General features: G+C 72.4%; 18 protein-coding genes. 14 read left to right on the top strand and 4 right to left on the bottom strand.

The window, feature by feature from the left end; genetic code table 11:
- The first annotated feature begins 241 nt into the window (after positions 1–241).
- From ACZ7L0_RS04745 to ACZ7L0_RS04705, 9 genes are all read left to right on the top strand, one after another.
- Entirely contained in the window at positions 242–925 is a 684-nt protein-coding gene (locus tag ACZ7L0_RS04745; RefSeq protein WP_471240948.1) for a response regulator, read from the top strand.
- A gap of 124 nt (positions 926–1,049) precedes the next feature.
- Complete coding sequence (locus ACZ7L0_RS04740) at positions 1,050–3,821, top strand: DNA translocase FtsK (RefSeq protein ID WP_471240947.1); 2,772 nt, start codon at positions 1,050–1,052, stop codon at positions 3,819–3,821.
- A 294-nt stretch (positions 3,822–4,115) separates the two neighbouring features.
- Complete coding sequence (locus tag ACZ7L0_RS04735; protein ID WP_471240946.1) at positions 4,116–4,958, top strand: helix-turn-helix domain-containing protein; 843 nt, start codon at positions 4,116–4,118, stop codon at positions 4,956–4,958.
- A gap of 108 nt (positions 4,959–5,066) precedes the next feature.
- A complete protein-coding gene (rimO, locus tag ACZ7L0_RS04730; RefSeq protein WP_471240945.1) occupies positions 5,067–6,539 on the top strand; it encodes a 30S ribosomal protein S12 methylthiotransferase RimO in 1,473 nt (490 codons plus the stop codon).
- Entirely contained in the window at positions 6,536–7,321 is a 786-nt protein-coding gene (gene pgsA, locus ACZ7L0_RS04725; RefSeq protein ID WP_471240944.1) for a CDP-diacylglycerol--glycerol-3-phosphate 3-phosphatidyltransferase, read from the top strand. The genes rimO and pgsA overlap by 4 nt, the downstream gene beginning before the upstream one ends.
- Complete coding sequence (locus ACZ7L0_RS04720) at positions 7,318–7,863, top strand: CinA family protein (protein WP_471240943.1); 546 nt, start codon at positions 7,318–7,320, stop codon at positions 7,861–7,863. Before pgsA ends, ACZ7L0_RS04720 begins: the two co-directional genes overlap by 4 nt.
- A gap of 109 nt (positions 7,864–7,972) precedes the next feature.
- Entirely contained in the window at positions 7,973–8,347 is a 375-nt protein-coding gene (locus ACZ7L0_RS04715) for a helix-turn-helix domain-containing protein (protein WP_030178264.1), read from the top strand.
- 153 nt (positions 8,348–8,500) lie between these two features.
- Positions 8,501–8,971 carry a Dps family protein gene (locus ACZ7L0_RS04710; RefSeq protein WP_471240942.1) on the top strand — a complete coding sequence of 157 codons (471 nt, stop codon included), beginning with the start codon at positions 8,501–8,503 and terminating at the stop codon, positions 8,969–8,971.
- Between the two features lie 78 nt (positions 8,972–9,049).
- Positions 9,050–9,325, top strand: coding sequence for a hypothetical protein (locus tag ACZ7L0_RS04705; protein ID WP_471240941.1), 276 nt, complete (start codon positions 9,050–9,052; stop codon positions 9,323–9,325).
- On the opposite strand, the gene ACZ7L0_RS04700 is transcribed toward ACZ7L0_RS04705, so the two are convergent.
- Genes ACZ7L0_RS04700 through ACZ7L0_RS04690 form a run of 3 tightly spaced genes read right to left on the bottom strand, consistent with a single transcriptional unit; the run spans position 9,273 to position 15,916 of the window.
- A complete protein-coding gene (locus ACZ7L0_RS04700) occupies positions 9,273–10,037 on the bottom strand; it encodes an SDR family NAD(P)-dependent oxidoreductase (protein ID WP_471240940.1) in 765 nt (254 codons plus the stop codon). The two genes, ACZ7L0_RS04705 and ACZ7L0_RS04700, sit on opposite strands and share 53 nt — an antisense overlap.
- A gap of 32 nt (positions 10,038–10,069) precedes the next feature.
- Positions 10,070–10,912: an Fpg/Nei family DNA glycosylase gene (locus tag ACZ7L0_RS04695; RefSeq protein WP_471240939.1), complete on the bottom strand. Its 843-nt coding sequence runs from the start codon at positions 10,910–10,912 to the stop codon at positions 10,070–10,072.
- A gap of 57 nt (positions 10,913–10,969) precedes the next feature.
- Positions 10,970–15,916 (bottom strand): Lhr family ATP-dependent helicase, encoded by a 4,947-nt coding sequence (locus tag ACZ7L0_RS04690; protein ID WP_471240938.1) that lies wholly within the window; start codon positions 15,914–15,916, stop codon positions 10,970–10,972.
- Positions 15,917–16,021: 105 nt separating this feature from the next.
- Between ACZ7L0_RS04690 and ACZ7L0_RS04685 the strand changes: the two genes are divergently transcribed.
- From ACZ7L0_RS04685 to ACZ7L0_RS04675, 3 genes are all read left to right on the top strand, one after another.
- On the top strand, positions 16,022–16,861 hold the full coding sequence (locus ACZ7L0_RS04685; RefSeq protein ID WP_471240937.1) for an AraC family transcriptional regulator: 840 nt from the start codon (positions 16,022–16,024) through the stop codon (positions 16,859–16,861).
- 83 nt (positions 16,862–16,944) lie between these two features.
- Positions 16,945–17,691 carry an AzlC family ABC transporter permease gene (locus tag ACZ7L0_RS04680; RefSeq protein ID WP_471240936.1) on the top strand — a complete coding sequence of 249 codons (747 nt, stop codon included), beginning with the start codon at positions 16,945–16,947 and terminating at the stop codon, positions 17,689–17,691.
- Entirely contained in the window at positions 17,688–17,996 is a 309-nt protein-coding gene (locus ACZ7L0_RS04675; RefSeq protein WP_471240935.1) for an AzlD domain-containing protein, read from the top strand. The genes ACZ7L0_RS04680 and ACZ7L0_RS04675 overlap by 4 nt, the downstream gene beginning before the upstream one ends.
- Before the next feature lie 12 nt (positions 17,997–18,008).
- Here the strand turns inward: ACZ7L0_RS04675 and ACZ7L0_RS04670 are convergent, their stop codons facing one another.
- Complete coding sequence (locus ACZ7L0_RS04670) at positions 18,009–18,953, bottom strand: hypothetical protein (protein WP_471240934.1); 945 nt, start codon at positions 18,951–18,953, stop codon at positions 18,009–18,011.
- 80 nt (positions 18,954–19,033) lie between these two features.
- Here ACZ7L0_RS04670 and ACZ7L0_RS04665 point away from each other — a divergent pair, with 80 nt between their 5' ends.
- Positions 19,034–19,228, top strand: coding sequence for a DUF3046 domain-containing protein (locus ACZ7L0_RS04665; RefSeq protein WP_471240933.1), 195 nt, complete (start codon positions 19,034–19,036; stop codon positions 19,226–19,228).
- Positions 19,229–19,288: 60 nt separating this feature from the next.
- Positions 19,289–20,599, top strand: coding sequence for an AI-2E family transporter (locus ACZ7L0_RS04660; protein ID WP_471240932.1), 1,311 nt, complete (start codon positions 19,289–19,291; stop codon positions 20,597–20,599).
- Positions 20,600–20,625 lie beyond the last annotated feature (26 nt).

Raw genomic sequence — 20,625 nt, 5'->3', positions numbered from 1 at the left:
GAACCTTCGGCGCGCACCGGCAGTTGTTGACTCAGGGTGGCCACAGCGGTGTGGAAGTGCGGGAAACGGGGAACCTTCTGGTCTCCCGCCGCGTTTCTGCTATGTGCACAGTGACATCACGGTGACAGGGTGTGGCGACAGGCGGGGTGCGGCTACCATGACCGGCACAAGGACGGGCGGCGAAACGGAGTCGTCCCCTGGGGCGGCGCCCGGTGTACCGCCGGGGCGAGGAGGGCGGGCCATGGTGCAGAAGGCCAAGATCCTCCTGGTCGATGACCGGCCGGAGAATCTGCTGGCGCTGGAGGCCATCCTCTCTGCGCTCGATCAGACGCTGGTGCGGGCATCGTCCGGGGAGGAAGCGCTCAAAGCACTGCTCACGGACGATTTCGCGGTCATTCTGCTGGACGTCCAGATGCCGGGAATGGACGGTTTCGAAACCGCCGCGCACATCAAACGGCGGGAACGGACCCGGGACATCCCCATCATCTTCCTCACCGCCATCAACCACGGCCCGCACCACACCTTCCGGGGCTACGCGGCGGGCGCGGTGGACTACATCTCCAAGCCGTTCGACCCGTGGGTGCTGCGCGCGAAGGTCTCCGTTTTCGTCGAGCTGTACATGAAGAACTGCCAGCTGCGGGAGCAGGCGGCGCTGCTGCGACTCCAGTTGGAGGGCGGCGGCGGCAAGAACGCGGTCGGCGGCGGCAAGGAGTCGGCCGGCCTCCTCGCCGAACTGTCCGCCCGGCTCGCGGCCGTGGAGGAGCAGGCCGAGGCCCTGTCCAAGCAACTGGACGACGAGTCGGCGGACGCGGCGGCGGTGGCCACCGCCGCCCATCTCGAACGCAAACTCACCGGACTGCGCCGCGCGCTCGACGCCCTGGAGCCGGGCACGGGCAGCGGGACAACGATGCCTGCGCAGAACTGACGCCCGGTGGGGCGGCGGTTGCGCATGAGCGGACGTCAGTTCCCCGCTCACACACGGGCGACACGAACGGGTGAAGCAGTGGGCACACGTGTCCGCTGCTGTCTCCACCGGTAATCTCACATCCATGGCCTCACGTCCCTCCGCAGCCAAGAAGCAGCCCGCCAAGAAGGCGGCTTCTCCGGCGAGGGCTCCGGCGAAGAAGGCCGCCGCCAAGAAGGCTCCGGCGAAGAAGGCGCCCGCCAAGAAGGCCGCGGCGAGGAAGGCCGCGCCGGCGCCCAAACCGGCCCCCAGTCCCACCGGGGGCGTCTACCGGCTGGTGCGCGCCCTCTGGCTGGGCCTGGCGCACGCCGTCGGCGCCGTCTTCCGCGGCATAGGGCAGGGCGCCAGGAACCTGGACCCGGCCCACCGCAAGGACGGCGTCGCGCTGCTGCTGTTCGGTATCGCGCTGATCGTCGCCGCCGGTACCTGGGCCGATCTGCGCGGTCCGGTCGGGGACCTCGTGGAGATCCTGGTGACCGGCGCCTTCGGCCGCCTCGACCTGCTGGTGCCGATACTGCTCGCGGTGATCGCCGTGCGCTTCATCCGGCACCCCGAGAAGCCGGAGGCCAACGGCCGGATCGTGATCGGCCTGTCCGCGCTCGTCATCGGCGTTCTCGGCCAGGTCCACATCGCCTGCGGCTCGCCCGCCCGCAGTGACGGCATGCAGGCCATAAGGGACTCGGGCGGCCTGATCGGCTGGGGCGCGGCGACCCCGCTGACGTACACCATGACCGACGTGCTGGCCGTACCGCTGCTCGTGCTGCTCACGATCTTCGGGCTGCTCGTCGTCACCGCCACCCCGGTCAACGCCGTCCCGCAGCGGCTGCGCGCGCTCGGCGTACGCCTGGGCATCCTGCACGGCCCCGTGGAGGACGAGTTCGACGAGTTCATCCAGGACGACCAGCGGTACGAGGACCAGTGGCGCGAGTCGCTGCCCGCGCGCCCCCGCAGGCGCCAAAGCGCCCCCCAGGCGTACGACCCCGATGGCGCCGAGCAGGACGCCCTCGCCAAGCGCCGGAGCCGCCCCAGGCGTTCCGCCGTGCCGCAGCCCGCCATGGACCGGCAACTGGACGCCGTGGACATCGCGGCGGCCGCCGCGGCCGACCTCGACGGCGCCGTCCTGCACGGCATGCCGCCCTCGCGGATCGTCGCCGACCTCACCCAGGGCGTGAGCGTGGGCGACCGCGAGGACACGACGCCGACGCCCGTCCCGACCCCGGCGCCCGAGCCGACCGAGCCGACCGCGACGCCCGTCCCCGCCCCGGCCGCACGCCCCAAGCAGGACAAGCCCAGAACCGGCCCGGTCCCCGACCTCACCAAGTCCGCCCCCGAGCAGCCCCGCGACCTGCCGCCCCGGGCCGAGCAGCTCCAGCTCTCCGGCGACATCACCTATGCGCTGCCCTCCCTCGACCTCCTCACGCGCGGGGGCCCCGGCAAGTCGCGCAGCGCCGCCAACGACGCGATCGTCGCCTCGCTCACCAACGTCTTCACCGAGTTCAAGGTCGACGCGGCCGTCACCGGCTTCACCCGCGGTCCCACGGTCACGCGCTACGAGGTCGAGCTCGGCCCCGCCGTGAAGGTCGAGCGGATCACCGCGCTGACCAAGAACATCGCGTACGCCGTCGCCAGCCCGGACGTGCGGATCATCAGCCCGATCCCCGGCAAGTCGGCGGTCGGCATCGAGATCCCGAACACCGACCGGGAGATGGTCAACCTCGGTGACGTGCTGCGCCTGGCGGAGTCCGCGGAGGACGACGACCCGATGCTGGTCGCCTTCGGCAAGGACGTCGAGGGCGGCTACGTCATGCACTCGCTGGCGAAGATGCCGCACATGCTGGTGGCCGGCGCCACCGGCTCCGGCAAGTCGTCCTGCATCAACTGCCTGATCACCTCGGTCATGATGCGGGCGACCCCCGAGGACGTCCGGATGATCCTGGTCGACCCCAAGCGCGTCGAGCTGACCGCCTACGAGGGCATCCCGCACCTGATCACGCCGATCATCACCAACCCCAAGCGGGCCGCCGAGGCGCTCCAGTGGGTGGTGCGCGAGATGGACCTGCGCTACGACGACCTGGCGGCCTACGGCTACCGGCACATCGACGACTTCAACCGCGCCGTGCGCGAGGGCAAGGTCAAGCCCCCGGAGGGCAGCGAGCGGGAACTCCAGCCGTACCCGTACCTGCTGGTGATCGTCGACGAGCTCGCCGACCTGATGATGGTCGCGCCGCGCGACGTCGAGGACGCGATCGTGCGCATCACGCAGCTCGCGCGCGCGGCCGGCATCCACCTGGTGCTCGCCACGCAGCGCCCGTCGGTCGACGTGGTCACCGGTCTGATCAAGGCGAACGTGCCCTCGCGCCTGGCCTTCGCCACCTCCTCCCTCGCCGACTCGCGGGTCATCCTGGACCAGCCCGGCGCCGAGAAGCTGATCGGCAAGGGTGACGGTCTGTTCCTGCCGATGGGGGCGAACAAGCCGACCCGAATGCAGGGCGCGTTCGTGACCGAGGAGGAGGTCGCGGTCGTCGTCCAGCACTGCAAGGACCAGATGGCGCCGGTCTTCCGGGACGACGTCACGGTCGGCACCAAGCAGAAGAAGGAGATCGACGAGGACATCGGCGACGACCTCGACCTGCTGTGCCAGGCGGCCGAACTGGTCGTCTCCACGCAGTTCGGCTCGACCTCCATGCTCCAGCGCAAGCTGCGCGTCGGCTTCGCCAAGGCGGGCCGGCTCATGGACCTCATGGAGTCCCGGGGCATCGTCGGCCCCAGCGAGGGCTCCAAGGCTCGTGACGTTCTTGTGAAACCCGATGACCTGGACGGCGTGCTCGCGGTGATACGCGGGGAGTCTGAGGGGTAAGGATTCGTCCTACAAGGGACACCGGCCGTCCGGTGGCCGGGGACGGGCGGGGTGGCGGCAGCGTCGTGATCCACCCGTTAGAGACCGGCGGGCAACCGTTTCCCTTTGTCGCACGTCAAGTTGAGCGAGAGGACAGGTGCGGGCCCCAATCTGGGTTTCGTGCCTGGCCCGTCGTCGGTATGTCGGGCCATACCGATGGCGTACAAGGCCCCACCGCCCGGTTGCCCCACCCTTTCACACCCCTCCTAGACTGATCCTCCAGCACAGGTGGCTCAACGCTCGAAAGGCGCCCCCGTGTCCATCGGCAACTCTCCCGAAGACGAGCGTCCGTTCCCAGACGAGTCCCAGGAAGCCCGTACCTCCGTCGGCCGCGCCCTCAAACAGGCCCGTATCACCGCCGGGCTCACCGTCGACGACGTCAGCACCGCCACCCGGGTCCGCATCGCCATCGTGCACGCCATCGAGGCGGACGACTTCGGCCCCTGCGGCGGCGACGTCTACGCCCGCGGCCACATCCGGACCCTGGCCAAGGCCGTGCACCTCGATCCCGCCCCGCTGATCGCGCAGTACGACGCCGAGCACGGAGGGCGCCCCGCGCCGACCCCGGCCGCCCCCCTCTTCGAGGCGGAACGTATCCGCCCCGAGCGGCGCGGACCCAACTGGACCGCGGCCATGGTCGCCGCGATCGTCGCCGTGATCGGCTTCGTCGGGTTCACGGTCGTCAAGGGCGGCGACTCCGGCAACGACGCGAAGGCCCAGGTCGCCGAGGGGTCCACATCCACCACCGGCAAGCCCGCCTCGCCCACCCCCAAGAAGGACAAGCCCGCCGACCAGAAGGCCGAGCCGTCCGACAGCGCCATCGCCGCAGCACCCCAGGACAAGGTGACCGTCCAGGTCAGCGCCGTGAACGGGCGCAGCTGGATCTCCGCCAAGGACCACAATGGGCGCATGCTCTTCGACGGACTCCTGAAGAAGGGCGACTCCAAGACCTTCCAGGACAGCTCGAAGATCAATCTCATCCTGGGCGACGCCGGTGCCATCCAGCTCTACGTCAACGGCAAGAAGATCGAGGACGACTTCCAGCCCGGCTCCGTGGAACGGCTGACGTACACCAAGGGCGACCCCGAGGTGGGCTAGCGGCCACTGGGCACAAGCGGCCCGAAGGGGCGTCACCGTACGGGGTTGGCCAAGATCGGCCAACCCCGTCGACGTGGGGTGTCAGCGGGACGAAGTAGTCTTGAGCCCATGCCTGAACGCCGTACCGTCGCACTCGTCACTCTTGGCTGCGCCCGTAACGAGGTGGACTCGGAGGAGCTCGCAGGCCGTTTGGAGGCGGACGGCTGGAATCTCGTCGAGGACGCCGCGGACGCCGATGTCGCCGTGGTCAACACCTGTGGCTTCGTCGAGGCCGCCAAGAAGGACTCCGTGGACGCCCTCCTGGAAGCCAACGATCTCAAGGGGCACGGCAGAACCCAGGCCGTCGTGGCGGTGGGCTGCATGGCCGAGCGGTACGGCAAGGAGCTCGCCGAGGCCCTTCCCGAGGCCGACGGCGTGCTCGGCTTCGACGACTACACGGACATCTCCGACCGCCTGCAGACCATCCTGAGCGGCGGGATCCACGCCGCCCACACCCCGCGCGACCGGCGCAAGCTGCTGCCGATCAGCCCGGCCGAGCGGCAGTCCGCGACCGACGTGGCCCTGCCCGGGCACGGCGCCCCGACGGACCTTCCCGAGGGCCTGGCCCCGCAGTCGGGCCCCCGCGCGCCCCTGCGCCGCCGTCTGGACGGCTCGCCGGTCGCCTCGGTGAAGCTCGCCTCCGGCTGCGACCGGCGCTGCTCCTTCTGCGCCATCCCGTCCTTCCGCGGCTCCTTCATCTCGCGCCGCCCGAGCGACGTGCTGAACGAGACGCGCTGGCTGGCCGAGCAGGGCGTCAAGGAGATCATGCTGGTCTCCGAGAACAACACCTCCTACGGCAAGGACCTGGGCGACATCCGCCTGCTGGAGTCCCTGCTGCCCGAGCTGGCGGAGGTCGACGGCGTCGAGCGGGTCCGGGTGAGCTACCTCCAGCCGGCCGAGATGCGCCCCGGCCTGATCGACGTGCTGACCGCCACCCCGAAGGTCGTCCCGTACTTCGACCTGTCCTTCCAGCACTCCGCGCCCGGCGTGCTGCGCGCGATGCGGCGCTTCGGCGACACCGACCGCTTCCTGGAACTGCTCGACACCATCCGCGGCAAGGCCCCGCAGGCCGGCGTGCGCTCGAACTTCATCGTGGGCTTCCCCGGCGAGTCCGAGGCCGACCTGGCCGAGCTGGAGCGCTTCCTGAACGGCGCGCGCCTGGACGCCATCGGCGTTTTCGGCTACTCCGACGAGGAGGGCACGGAGGCGGCGACCTACGAGAACAAGCTCGATGAGGACGTCGTCGCCGAGCGGCTGGCGCACATCTCCCGGCTCGCCGAGGAACTGGTCTCGCAGCGGGCCGAGGAGCGCGTCGGTGAGACCGTGCACGTCCTCGTGGAGTCCGTGGACGATGAGGAGGGCGTGTACGGCCGTGCGGCGCACCAGGCCCCGGAGACGGACGGCCAGGTGCTGCTCACGAGCGGCGCGGGCCTGAGCGTCGGTCGTATGGTCGAGGCGAAGGTGGTCGGTACGGAAGGTGTCGACCTGGTGGCCGAGCCGCTCGAGGGCTCGCTCGCGTGTAGTGAGGAGGCGGGCAGATGACCGGAGTCCCGGCATCCGCCGCGGGCGGTTCCTCCGGCGCGCAGGGCGCCGCGGGCTCCGCCGGTGCTTCCGGTGCGGTGGGCGCTTCCGGGGCGGCGGCTGGTTCGGGATCCGGCTCCGCTTCCCGCGGGTCCGCTTCCGGTGACGGTTCCAGGCCGGCGCGGGGCGCGAAGCTGGCGGCAGCGGCCGTCAACCAGGCCAGCGTCTGGAACGTCGCCAATCTGCTGACCATGCTCCGGCTGCTGCTGGTGCCCGGCTTCGTGGCGCTGATGCTGGCCGACGGCGGGTACGACCCGGCGTGGCGCTCGCTCGCCTGGGCGGCCTTCGCCGTCGCCATGATCACCGACCTGTTCGACGGTCATCTGGCGCGTACGTACAACCTCGTCACCGACTTCGGGAAGATCGCCGACCCCATAGCCGACAAGGCGATCATGGGGGCGGCGCTGATCTGCCTCTCCTCGCTGGGCGATCTGCCGTGGTGGGTCACGGCCGTCATCCTCGGCCGGGAACTCGGGATCACACTGCTGCGTTTTCTGGTCATCCGGTACGGCGTCATTCCGGCGAGCCGGGGCGGCAAGCTGAAGACGCTCACCCAGGGCGTGGCCGTGGGGATGTACGTGCTGGCGCTGACGGGGTGGCTGGCGACCCTGAGGTTCTGGGTGATGGCGCTGGCGGTCGTTCTGACCGTGGTGACCGGTCTCGACTATGTGAGACAGGCCATTGTGCTGCGCCGACAGGGAATCGCCGAGCGACGGGCAGCGTTGGAGGAGACGGAAGCGTGAGTTCCACGGCCACTGAAGTGGTGCGACTACTGACGGTGACGGGTGAGACGCTCGCCGTCGCCGAGTCGCTCACCGGTGGCCTGGTCGCGGCGGAGATCACGACCGTTCCCGGGGCGTCCAAGGTGTTCCGGGGTTCGGTCACCGCCTACGCCACCGACCTCAAGCATGAGCTGCTGGGTGTCGACTCCGCGTTGCTGGCCCGGTGCGGGGCGGTGGACGCGCAGGTCGCGGCCCAGATGGCGGCCGGAGTCCGCAAGGCGCTGGGCGCCGACTGGGGACTCGCGACGACCGGAGTCGCGGGTCCGGACCCGCAGGACGGCCACCCCGTCGGGACGGTCTTCGTGGCCGTGGACGGGCCGTTCGGGACCGATTCCGGTTCCGCCGGTGGCGGAAAAGTCGCGGCTCTGAGGTTGAACGGCGACCGTGCGGAAATTCGTATGGAGAGTGTACGGAGCGTACTCGCACTGCTTCACGAGCGGCTTGCGAGCGAACAGACCGGGAATGAGCGGGCACAGGATACGGAACGGAACGGGGGGTTTTGATGTTTGCAGCCCTGAGTGAACACGACATCGCTCCCCGCACGGCCGCGGCGCAAGGCGGTACGGTGGGGCGAGAAGGATGCGGCTACGCGGTCCGAGGAGGGAGCCACCGATGATTCTGCTCCGTCGCCTGCTGGGTGACGTGCTGCGTCGGCAGCGCCAGCGCCAGGGCCGTACTCTGCGCGAAGTCTCCTCGTCCGCCCGAGTCTCGCTCGGCTATCTCTCCGAGGTGGAGCGGGGGCAGAAGGAGGCTTCCTCCGAGCTGCTCTCCGCCATCTGCGACGCGCTGGACGTACGGATGTCCGAGCTCATGCGGGAAGTGAGCGACGAGCTCGCCCTCGCCGAGCTGGCCCAGTCTGCTGCGGCCACCGAGCCCGTACCCACGCCGGTTCGCCCGATGCTGGGTTCCGTGTCGGTGACCGGTGTGCCACCGGAACGGGTGACCATCAAGGCGCCCGCCGAGGCGGTGGATGTCGTCGCCGCCTGACGCGACACGTGTGGGGCCCCGGCCGGGGCCGCCTTCGGGGAGACCCCGAGGAGCCCCGGCCGGGGCCTTCGTGCTTCCGCCTCCGTTTGCCGGTGCCCGGTGGCGCGGTCATGGTGGAGGGACGTGACGGGGCCGATGCATGGGAGGCTGCGCATGTCCGTCGTGAAGAGTCCATTGCCCGAGACGGCACTGAAGACCGTCTCGGGGGCGCTGCAGGGCGCCCTCGTGGACCTGCTGGACCTCTCGCTGGTCGCCAAGCAGATCCACTGGAACATCGTCGGCCCCAGGTTCCGCTCCATCCACCTCCAGCTCGACGAGGTGGTCGACACCGCCCGGACCTACTCCGACACCGTCGCGGAACGGGCCTCGACCCTGGGCGTCCCGCCCGACGGGCGGGCGGCGACCGTGGCCGCCGACAGCGGTATCGGGGCCGCTCCCTCGGGCTGGGTCAAGGACACGGACGCGGTGCGGGTGCTCGTGGACGCGCTGGGCGCGGTGATCATACGGATGCGGGAGCGGGTCGGGGCGACCGGGGACGCGGATCCGGTGTCCCAGGACATCTTCATCGCCATCACGGCGGATCTCGAGAAGCACCACTGGATGTTCCAGGCCGAGAACGCGTGAGCGTCGCGTCAGTGAGCTGTGGTGCGCCTCCTCAGCGGGTTCGGCGGCGTTCCGGCGTCCGGCTGGAGGTGGCGGGCCATGGTGGGGCGGATAGTGCGCTGGGGGGTCGTGCTGGCGTTCGGGACGGTGTGGTGGTGGGCCGTGCTGCGGGTCGCCGTGGGTGACGGAGGCGTACTGGAGGGGGCCGTCGCCGCCGGGGGCTGGGGGCTGAGTCTGCTGCCGGTGCACTGTGTGCCGAAGGCGCGGGCGGTGGGAGCCGTGGCCGTGGGGCGCTGGGTGGGCGCCTGGCGGGCGGGAGACGTCACCAGGGCATCGCCACACCGCCGTTGGGACGCAGGATCTGGCCCGTCGTGAAGGACGACGCGTCCGACGCCAGGTGCAGCACGGCGTGCGCGATGTCTTCGGCCTCGCCGACCCGGCCCAGCGGGGACATCCGGGCCATCAGGGACTCGGTGTGTGCCTGGGCCGCGTGGTCGTGGCGGTCGGTCATCGGTGTGCGGATCCAGCCGGGGGCGACCGCGTTGACGCGGATGCCGTGCCGGCCGACCTCGGTGGCCAGCGTCTTGGTCAGCTGCACCACGGCCGCCTTCGCGGCGCCGTAGCAGAGCAGCCCCGGTCCGCCGGTGTCGATCGCGCCCGAGGCCATGGTGATGATGCTGCCCCGGATGTTCCGGGCGAGCATCAGCCGGGCCGCCTCCTGGCAGGCGTACAGCACGCCCTTGAAGTTGACGTCCAGCACCCGGTCGAGGTCCTCGTCCCGGGTCTCCAGGACCGGGCTGCTGTGCATGATCCCGGCGACCGCCGCCATCACGTCCAGTCGCTCGCAGGAGCGGACCGCCTGCGCGAGCCGGGCGCGGTCGGTGACGTCGAGGGGGTGGACGCGGGCGGTGCCGCCACGTTCCTCGACGAGGGCCGCCGTCTCGTGCAGGCCCCGCGCGTCCCGGTCGGCGCAGTGCACCGTCGCACCCGCCTCGGCCAGCAGGACGGCCGAGGCCCGGCCGATGCCACTGGCGGCGCCGGTGACGAATGCGGTGCGTCCGGTGAGGTCGTACGCCTTGACGGGCATGCAGCGACGGTACGAGCGTTTCTGACGGGCCGTCAATTGGTCGTACGGGGGCGGATCCGCTGCTCCTGCGGGGAGCCCGGCGCCGGTGCGGGGCCCGGCTGGCAGGCCGGGCACCAGTAGGTGGGACGCTCGCGGGAGCCGTCGCCCTGGTCGGCCACCCGGACCGGGGTGTGGCAGCGCAGGCACGGGCGGGGCGCCCGGCCGTACACGAACAGATCCTGGCCGCGGTGGCCGGTGGTGCTGCGCAGCGGGCGGTCGCGGTTGGTCTCCAGCAGCTTCTTGGCGAGCGCGGGCAGCTTCGCGGCGCGGTCGGCGGGCAGGGCGCCCACGGGCAGCCACGGGCTGGCGCCGAGCAGAAAGCAGAGCTCGCACTTGTAGACGTTGCCGATGCCGGCCAGATTGCGCTGGTCGAGGAGGGCCTCGCCGAGCGGGCGGGCCGGGTCCGCGAGGAGGTTGGCGAGGGCGCGGTCCGGGTCCCAGTCCGGGCCGAGCAGATCGGGGCCGAGGTGGCCCACGGCGCGGTGTTCGTCGGTGGTGCGCAGGAGTTCGAGCACGGGGAGGCGGTAGCCGACGGCGGTGCGGTCCTCGGTGCCGAGGATCGCGCGGATCTGGTGGGCGGGGCCGCCGGTCCAGCGCCGACCGGGCTCGTACACCTTCCAGGAGCCGTCCATCCGCAGATGCGAGTGGAGCGTCAGGCCGCCCTCGATCCGGGTGAGCAGATGCTTGCCGCGCGGGGTGACGTCCAGGACCGTACGGCCGGTGAGGTCGGCCGTGGCGAACCGGGGCACCCGGAGGTCGCTGCGGGTCAGCACCCTGCCCGCGAGGGCGCCGTGCAGCCGCCTCGCGGTCTGCCAGACCGTGTCACCTTCGGGCATGCGTCAAGGGTGACACGGCGCCGTGAACCGCGGCGGACGGCGCTGTGCACCCGCGGATCATGCTCTGAGCCGCAGGCCGCGCGGGGTGGCGATGAATCCCGCTCCTTCCAGGAGGGCGCCGATGGGGGAGGTGAGGGCCGAGGCGCCGTTGACGCGCTCCACCGTGACCGTGCCGAGGGTGCCCGCGCGGGCCGCCGCCGCCAAGGCGTCCGCCGCGGCGCGCAGGCGGGGATCGTCGCTCGCCTCGGCGTCCGGCGCGGAGGGCCAGGCCAGCAGTGTCTTGCCGCCGCGTTCCATGTAGAGCGTCAGCTCGCCGTCGACGAGCACCACCAGCGACCCCGCCTTCCGGCCCGGCTTGTGCCCCGCCCCGGCCGGCGGCTCGGGCCAGGACAGGGCCGCGCCGTAGGCGTTCGCCGGGTCGGCGGCGGCCAGCACGACCGCCCGGGAGTCGGGAGCCGAGGGGGTACGGGTACGCGGCGTGCCGTAGCCGGATCCGTACGGGGAGGCGGGGCCGCTGCGGGGGCCGCCGTAGCCGGGCGAGGAGAAGTCGGCGGCGATGTCCCGGGGGGAGACGTAGTCGCCCGGGGCGGCGGGGTGGTCGGCCGGCCAGTCGAGGTCGGCGGTGAAGTCGGCGATGCCATGTTCGCCGTCGCCCTGGCCGAAGGGGTCGGGGAGTCCCGGGTGGCCGTCGGGCGCGCCGAAGGGCTGGGATCCGGCGCCGCCGAAGCCCGGGCCGGGCAGGCCGTCGCCCCGGTCGCGGGCGTTGGACACCGCTCGCAGGCGGTCCACGGCTCCGTCCATCGCGAACTGCGCGGCGCCGAGCCCCTCCACCACGTACCCACGCCGGGCCTGGCCGGTCTCCTCGAACGCGGACAGGACGCGGTACACGGCCGAGAAACCGCCCTCGACGCCCTCCGCGGCGACCGCGCCCCGGGTGACCACGCCGTGCCGGTCGAGGAGGGTGCGGGCCAGGGCGTGGGCGCGCACCGTCTGGTCCGCCTCGCGCCCGGGGAGCAGGGACCAGCGTCCCGCGACGGTCGGCGGCCCGCTGCGGGAGGCGGAGCGGGCGGCGGCCGTCAGGGAGCCGTAGCGCCCGCGGGGGACGGCGCGCTTGGCGCGGTGGGCCGTGGAACCGGCGGTGCGGCCGGACCCCAGCAGGGAGCGCATCGGGGCGAGGGTGTCGTTGGTGAGCCGTCCGGACCAGGCCAGGTCCCAGACGGCGTCGGCCAGTTGGGGATCGGTGACGTCGGGGTGGGTGGTGGCGCGCACCTGGTCGGCGATCTGACGGAAGAACAGGCCGTACCCCCCGGAGAGGGTGTCCATGACGGACTGGTGCAGGGCGGTCGGCTCCAGCGGGTGCGGTGGCGGCAGAAGCAGCGGGGCCGCGTCCGCCAGATAGAGGGAGACCCAGCCGTCCTTGCCGGGCAGCGCGCCCGCGCCCGCCCACACCACCTCACCGGCGGCGGTGAGCTCGTCCAGCATCGACGGGGTGTAGTTGGCCACCCGCGACGGCAGGACCAGCTTCTCCAGGGCGGACGCGGGCACGGACGCGCCCTGCAACTGCTCGACGGCACGCACCAGTCCGTCGACGCCACGCAGGCCGTGGCCCTTGCCGATGTGCTGCCACTGCGGCAGGAACTGCGCCAGCGCGGCCGGCGGCACCGGCTCCAGCTCGTGCCGCAGGGCGGCCAGCGACCGGCGGCGCAGACGGCGCAGGACCGTCGCGTCGCACCACTCCTGGCCGATGCCCGCCGGGTGGAACTCCCCTTGGACGACACGCCCGTTCGCGGCCAGCCGCTGCAACGCGCCCTCCGTGACCGCCACGCCCAGGCCGAAGCGGGCCGCCGCCGTGGCCGAGGTGAACGGGCCGTGGGTGCGGGCGTAGCGGGCGAGCAGGTCGCCGAGCGGGTCCTTGACCGGTTCGGTGAAGGCCTCGGGGACGCCGACCGGCAGCGCCGTGCCGAGGGCGTCGCGCAGGCGGCCCGCGTCCTCGATCGCCGCCCAGTGGTCGGCGCCGGCGATCCGGACCTGGATGGCACGGCGGGCCCCGGCCAGCTCCCGCGCCCACTGCGGTTCGGCGCCCCGCTCGGCCAGCTCGGCGTCGGTGAGCGGCCCGAGCACGCGCAGCACGTCCGCGACGCCTTCGACGTCCTTGACACGGCGGTCCTCGGAGAGCCACTGCAGCTCCCGCTCCAGCTCGGTCAGCACCTCCGCGTCGAGCAGTTCGCGCAGTTCCGCCTGGCCCAGCAGCTCGGCCAGCAGCCGTGAGTCCAGCGACAGGGCCGCGGCGCGGCGCTCGGCCAGCGGTGAGTCGCCCTCGTACAGGAACTGCGCGACGTACCCGAAGAGGAGGGAGCGGGCGAACGGGGAGGGCTCCGGTGTGGTGACCTCGACCAGGCGCACCTTGCGGGACTCGATGTCGCCCATCAGCTCGACGAGCCCGGGGACGTCGAAGACGTCCTGGAGGCATTCGCGGACCGCCTCCAGCACGATCGGGAAGGAGCCGAACTCGCTCGCGACCTGCAGCAGTTGGGCGGCGCGCTGGCGCTGCTGCCACAGCGGGGTGCGCTTGCCGGGGTTGCGGCGCGGCAGCAGCAGGGCGCGCGCGGCGCATTCGCGGAACCGGGACGCGAACAGCGCCGAGCCGCCGACCTGGTCGGTGACGACCTGGTCGACCTCGCCCTTGTCGAAGGCGACGTCCGCCGCACCGACGGGCGCCTGGTCGGCGTCGTACTCCGTGCCCGGCGAAGTGCCGGTCTTCACGGGTTCCTGGTCGAGCAGCTCCAGGCCCATCAGATCGGCGTCCGGCAGGCGCAGCACGATGCCGTCGTCGGCGTGCATGACCTGCGCGTCCATGCCGTACCGCTCGGACAGGCGGGAGCCGAGCGCCAGCGCCCACGGGGCGTGCACCTGGGCACCGAAGGGGGAGTGCACGACCACGCGCCAGTCGCCGAGCTCGTCGCGGAAGCGCTCCACGACGATCGTGCGGTCGTCCGGGACGTGGCCGCAGGCCTCACGCTGCTCGTCCAGGTACGACAGGACGTTGTCCGCCGCCCACGCGTCGAGGCCGGCCGCCAGGAGCCTGAGCCGGGCGTCGTCCTTGGGCAGCGAGCCGACCTCGCGCAGGAAGGCGCCCACCGCGCGGCCCAGTTCGAGCGGGCGGCCGAGCTGGTCGCCCTTCCAGAAGGGCAGCCTGCCCGGTACGCCCGGCGCGGGGGAGACCAGGACGCGGTCGCGGGTGATGTCCTCGATGCGCCAGGAGCTCGTGCCGAGCGTGAAGACGTCACCGACCCGGGACTCGTAGACCATCTCCTCGTCGAGTTCGCCGACCCGGCCGCCGCCCTTCTTGGGGTCGGAACCGGCGAGGAAGACCCCGAAGAGCCCGCGGTCGGGAATCGTGCCCCCGGAGGTCACGGCGAGGCGCTGGGCGCCCGGCCGGCCGGTGATCGTGCCGGTCACCCGGTCCCACACCACGCGCGGGCGCAGCTCGGCGAAGGCGTCGGACGGATAGCGGCCCGCGAGCATGTCCAGGACGGCCGTGAACGCGGACTCGGGCAGTGAGGCGAAGGGGGCGGCGCGGCGGACCGCGGCGAGCAGGTCGTCGAACTGCCAGCTGTCCAGCGCCGTCATCGCGACCACCTGCTGGGCGAGGACGTCCAGGGGGTTGGCCGGGACCTTCAGGGACTCGATCGAGCCGGAGCGCATCCGCTCGGTGACCACGGCGGCCTGGACGAGGTCGCCCCGGTACTTGGGGAAGACCACGCCGGTGGAGACCGCGCCCACCTGGTGCCCCGCGCGGCCGACGCGCTGGAGGCCGGAGGCCACGGAGGGCGGCGACTCGACCTGGACGACGAGGTCCACGGCGCCCATGTCGATGCCCAGTTCGAGGCTGGAGGTGGCGACCACGGCCGGGAGGCGGCCCGCTTTGAGGTCCTCCTCGACCAGGGCGCGCTGTTCCTTGGAGACCGAGCCGTGGTGGGCGCGGGCGATGACCGGGGGCGCGCCGTGGGCCGCGCCGGAGCCGCCCATCAGCTCGGCCGGCGAGTGGTGCTCGTCCAGGGGTTCGCCGGTCGCCCGCTCGTACGCGATCTCGTTGAGCCGGTTGCACAGGCGCTCCGCGAGCCGGCGGGAGTTGGCGAACACGATCGTGGAGCGGTGGGCCTGCACCAGGTCGGTGATCCGCTCCTCGACGTGCGGCCAGATCGACGGCCGCTCCGCGCCCTCGCCGCCTTCGGCGACCGGGGAGCCGCCCAGCTCGCCCAGGTCCTCGACCGGGACGACGACGGAGAGGTCGAACTCCTTGCCGGACTCCGGCTGGACGATCTCCACCTTGCGGCGCGGCGAGAGGTAACGGGCCACCTCGTCGACCGGGCGGACGGTCGCGGACAGGCCGATGCGGCGGGCCGGCCTCGGCAGCAGTTCGTCCAGGCGCTCCAGGGAGAGCGCGAGATGCGCGCCGCGCTTGGTGCCCGCCACCGCGTGCACCTCGTCCAAAATCACCGTCTCCACGCCGGTCAGCGCGTCCCGCGTGGCCGACGTCAGCATCAGGAACAGGGACTCCGGGGTAGTGATCAGGATGTCCGGCGGGCGGGTGGACAGGGCGCGGCGCTCGGCGGCCGGGGTGTCGCCGGAGCGGATGCCGACCTTGACCTCCGGCTCGGGCAGGCCCAGGCGCACGGACTCCTGGCGGATGCCGGTAAGGGGGCTGCGCAGATTGCGCTCCACGTCGACCGCGAGGGCCTTCAGCGGTGACACGTACAGCACACGGCAGCGCTTCTTCGGGTCGGCCGGAGGAGGTGCCGAGGCGAGCTGGTCCAGGGCGGCGAGGAACGCGGCCAGCGTCTTGCCGGAGCCGGTCGGGGCGACCACCAGCACGTCCGAGCCCTCCCGGATGGCCTGCCACGCGCCCGCCTGGGCCGCGGTGGGCGCGGAGAAGGCCCCCGTGAACCAGCCGCGGGTCGCGGGGGAGAAGCCGTCGAGGGCTCGGTGTGCGGAACTGACCATGCGTCCATCCTGCACCTCGCCTCTGACAATCGCGCTGACCTGGGCAAACGCGGGTCCCGTCGCGACCGGCACGGGGGTGCGGCGGTCGTGGCGGAGAATGGGCGTATGGCGGGATCGGGCGAGCTGGCGCGGCACTGGCGGTACGCGGAGCTGCCCGGTGTCGACCTGCTGCGGGCCCGGTACATCCGCAAGGCCTTCGTGCGGCACACCCACGAGAACTTCGTGATCGCGGCCATCGCCGACGGCGTCGAGGTCTTCCACCACCGAGGGGCCGACCAGTACGCCGGTGCGGGAGCCCTCGCGCTGGTCAATCCGGACACGCCGCACACGGGGCGGGCGGGGGTCCCGGAGGGGTGGCGGTACGGGGCGGTCTACCCGTCGCCCGAGGTGGTGGCCCAGATCGCGGCCGAGACGACGGCGATCCGGGGCACGCCCGGTTTCGTCAGCCCCGTGCTGGACGACCCGTACACCGTCCGCCTGGTCCACCAGGTGCTGCGCGCCGCCGAGGAGGGCAACGCGCTGGCCGCCGACACGCTGCTGCGGGTCGCGGTGACGCGGCTGCTGCGGCTGAACGGCGGGCCGGTGCCCCGCCGCGAGGTGCGGACGGCCGGGGACCGGATCGCGGCACGCGCGCGTGCCGTCCTGGAGGAGCGGATGGTCGATCCACCGACCCTGGAGCGGCTGGCCACCGAGCTCGGCACCAGCCCCTTCGCGCTGCTGCGGGCGTTCCGCGACGCCTACGGCATGCCGCCGCACGCCTGGCTGACCGACGCCCGGGTGCGCCGGGCCCGGCGTCTGCTCGACGGGGGGACCGTGCCCGCCGAGGCCGCCCTCGCCGTCGGATTCGCCGACCAGCCGCACCTCAACCGCCACTTCGCCCGGATCGTCGGCGTGCCACCGGGGGCGTACCAGCGGGAGCGCAAGAACGTACAAGACCTGTCGTAGCCGCTGCTCGTACCGTCCGTCGTGTGGAAGAACGTGTGGAAGAACGTGTGGAAGAGCCAGTGGAAGAGCGCGTGGAAGAACGCGTGGAAGAACAGACAGCTCCCGCAGACAGGGAAACCGACGGGCGCGGGAAGCCGGATGCCGCCGTCGTACGGGACGCCCTGGGGGTCGGGGTCGCCGTCGGACTGTCCGGGTTCGCCTTCGGGGTGACCTCGGCCGGCAGCGGGCTCGGACTGGCACAGACCTGTGCGCTCAGCCTCCTGGTGTTCACGGGCGCCTCCCAGTTCGCCCTGGTGGGGGCGCTCGCGGCAGGAGGCAACCCGTTCACGGCGGCTGCGGGCGCCTTCTTCCTGGGCGTGCGCAACGCCTTCTACGGGCTGCGTCTGTCGCAGCTGCTGGCCCTCCCGCGCGCGGTGCGGCCGTTCGCCGCCCAGTGGGTGATCGACGAGACCACGGCGGTGGCGCTGGCCCAGCCGACGCGGCGCGGCGCCCGCCTCGGGTTCACCGTCACCGGCCTCACCCTCTACCTGCTGTGGAACCTCACCACGCTGCTCGGCGCGCTGGGCGCCGAGGCCATCGGGGACACCGACGCCTGGGGCCTGGACGCGGCCGGGCCCGCCGTCTTCCTGGCGCTGCTCGCCCCCATGGTGCGGACCACCACCGAGCGGGCGGTCGCCGCGCTGGCGGTGCTCCTCGGACTCGGCCTGCTGCCCGTCCTGCCCGCCGGCGTCCCCGTACTGGTGGCCGCGCTCGCGGCACCGGCCGTCCTGTGGGCCCAGGGCCGCCGCAAGGGACGTACCCACGACGAAGCACCGCGGGAGAACCGTTGAACACCTGGATCGCGATCGGTGCCACCGCCCTCGGCTGCTACGCCGTCAAGCTCGCCGGGCTGCTCGTGCCCGCGAGCGCCCTCGAACGGCCGCTGGTGAGGCGGCTCGCGGCGCTGCTGCCCGTCGCCCTCCTGGCCGCCCTCACGGCCCAGCAGACGTTCGCGGACGGGCACGCGCTCGTGCTGGACGCACGGGCGGCGGGGCTCGCGGCGGCCGCCGCGGCGCTGCTGCTGAGGGCTCCGTTCCTGCTGGTCGTGGCGGCGGCCGTGGTGGTGACGGCCGGAATACGGGCCATGGGCGGGTGAACGGGACGCGGGTCAGCCCACGAAGCGGCCGTACGCCCTGAGCGTGCGCAGGGCGTCGATCGTCACCATGGGGCGCGCCTCCAGGGCGGTGCCCGGCGCCCACTGGCGCCACCGGACGGGCCAGCCGCCGTCCTCCCGCTGGGCGGCGGCGAGGAAGTCCAGGGAACGGGCCATCTCGTCGTCGGTGAACCACGCGCGCGCGAGGGACTGCGGGGTCCTGGCGAAGTCGTGCGGGAAGTGGTGCTCGCCCGGGGCGTAGCCCGGCGCCACCGGGTAGTCCTCGAGGTGCTCAGGGTCCAGTGCGGCGAGCCGGTGCTCGCGCACCAGGCGTCCGAGGCGGTCGGCGGCGGCCCGCGCGCGCGAGCGGTCGGGTGCCGCCTCCAGGAAGGCCAGGGCGGCCTCGATCTCGTAGGGGTGCGACTTCTCCAGGGACTCCACCGCCTGCCAGCAGAAGTCGGTGGCCCGGAACAGCCAGGCGTGCCACACGCCATTGCGGTGCAGCAGGCCCACCACCGGACCGGTGGCCAGCAGCTCGCTGGGCGGGTCGTCGACGATCGGAATGAACGGGGCCGCCGGATAGCCGCGCTGGCTGGGGTGGATGGCGGGCAGCGCGCCGTCCGCCGTGGAGACGGAGGTCAGATAGCGGCACACCCGCTCCACCCGCTGCCCGCCGCACCGCCCGATGGCATCCAGGACACGCAGCGCGTGGCCGGTGTGCAGCGGCTGGCTGACCGGGCCGCGCAGATCGGGCTCCAGCGCGTGGCCGTACCCGCCGTCCTCGTTGCGGTAGGCCTCCAGCGCCGTCTCCACCGGATCGGCGCCGCCGTTCAGGAAGTGGTACGCGAAGAGACGCTGTTCCAGCACGCGCGCGGTGAGCCAGACGAAGTGCTCGGCGCGGAAGAGCGGGGAGCGCGCCGGGGGCGTCGGGGGGAGTGGGGAAGCTCCTGTTTCGGGCATGCGTCAGACCGTAGGACGGAAAGCGGTCTCGGCAAGCGGTCCCCGGCGGGGCCCACCCCCAGGGGCGGGATACTGGAGTCATGCGGTTGACGGTCTTCTGGGAGCGGATGGCGGATCACTTCGGTCCGGGGTACGCCGACACCTTCGCGCGCGACCATGTGATGTCGGAACTCGGCGGGCGCACGGTGCACCAGGCGCTGGCGGAGGGCTGGGACGCCAAGGACGTGTGGCGCGTGGTCTGCGCCGTCATGAACGTTCCGGGGGAAAGGCACTGATCCGTCACGAAGACCGCAGGGTGGCGGCCGGTTGTCGGTGGCGTGGGCGAGACTTGCACCGTGGCACCCACTGACGACACAGGGCAGACCGCCCAGCACGCATCCCCGTTCGGTACGACGCCGCCCGCCCGGCCCCCGGCCGAGGGCGCCGCCGGGCCGGGCTCCCGCATGCCGCGCTGGCTGCCTCGCGCCATGGTGCTCGCGCTCGCGCTCGTCGCCGCCTTCCAGCTGGGAAGCTGGGCCTTCCACCAGCTGACCAACCTGCTGATCAACATACTCATCGCGTTCTTCCTGGCCCTCGCCATAGAACCCGCGGTGAGCCGGATGGCCGCCCGCGGCATGCGCCGGGGACTCGCCACCTTCCTGGTCTTCCTCGGCCTGATGATCGTGACCGCGGGGTTCGTCACGCTGCTCGGCTCGATGCTCGCGGGCCAGATCATCAAGATGGTCGAGGGATTCCCGCAGTACCTCGACTCGGTCATCCACTGGATCAACCAGACGTTCCACACCGATCTCAGACGGGTCGACGTCCAGGAGGGCCTGCTCCACTCCGACTGGCTGCGCAAGTACGCGCAGAACAGCGCGGCCGGCGTGCTCGACGTGTCCGCCCAGGTGCTCGGCGGCCTGTTCCAGCTGCTGACGGTCACGCTGTTCTCGTTCTACTTCGCCGCGGACGGTCCGCGGCTGCGGCGGACCATCTGCTCGGTGCTGCCGCCCGCCCGCCAGGCCGAGGTGCTGCGCGCCTGGGAGATAGCCGTCGACAAGACCGGCGGCTATCTGTACTCGCGCGGCCTGATGGCGCTCATATCCGGGATCGCGCACTACATCCTGCTGCAGGCCCTGGGCGTGCCGTACGCGCCCGTGCTCGGCGTCTGGGTGGGACTGGTCTCGCAGTTCATCCCCACCATCGGCACCTATCTCGCGGGCGCGCTGCCCATGCTGATCGCGTTCACCGTCGACCCCTGGTACGCGCTGTGGGTGCTGGTGTTCGTCGTGATCTACCAGCAGTTCGAGAACTACATGCTGCAGCCCAAGCTGACCTCGAAGACCGTCGACATCCACCCGGCCGTCGCCTTCGGCTCGGTCATCGCGGGCACCGCACTGCTCGGCGCCGTCGGCGCACTGGTCGCCATCCCCGCCGTCGCCACCCTCCAGGCCTTCCTGGGCGCCTATGTGAAGCGGTACGCCGTCACGGACGACCCCCGCGTTCACGGGCACCGCAGACGCGGGTCGGGCGGACCGGGCCCCCTCACGCGTGCGCGGCGGCTGTGGACGCGGCGACCGGAGACGGCATCCGGGGCGGAGGCGGGGCAGCCCGGTCCGGAGGTCGCCGAGGAGAGTGGCGGCTCTTCCGGCGGGCGGAGCGGGTAGCACGGCCCGTAGGCCGGATACGTCCC

Source organism: Streptomyces sp. NPDC039424 (genome assembly GCF_055639495.1).
The sequence above is the reverse complement of the archived record's forward strand: the minus strand, read 5'-3'. Positions and strand labels throughout refer to the sequence as shown.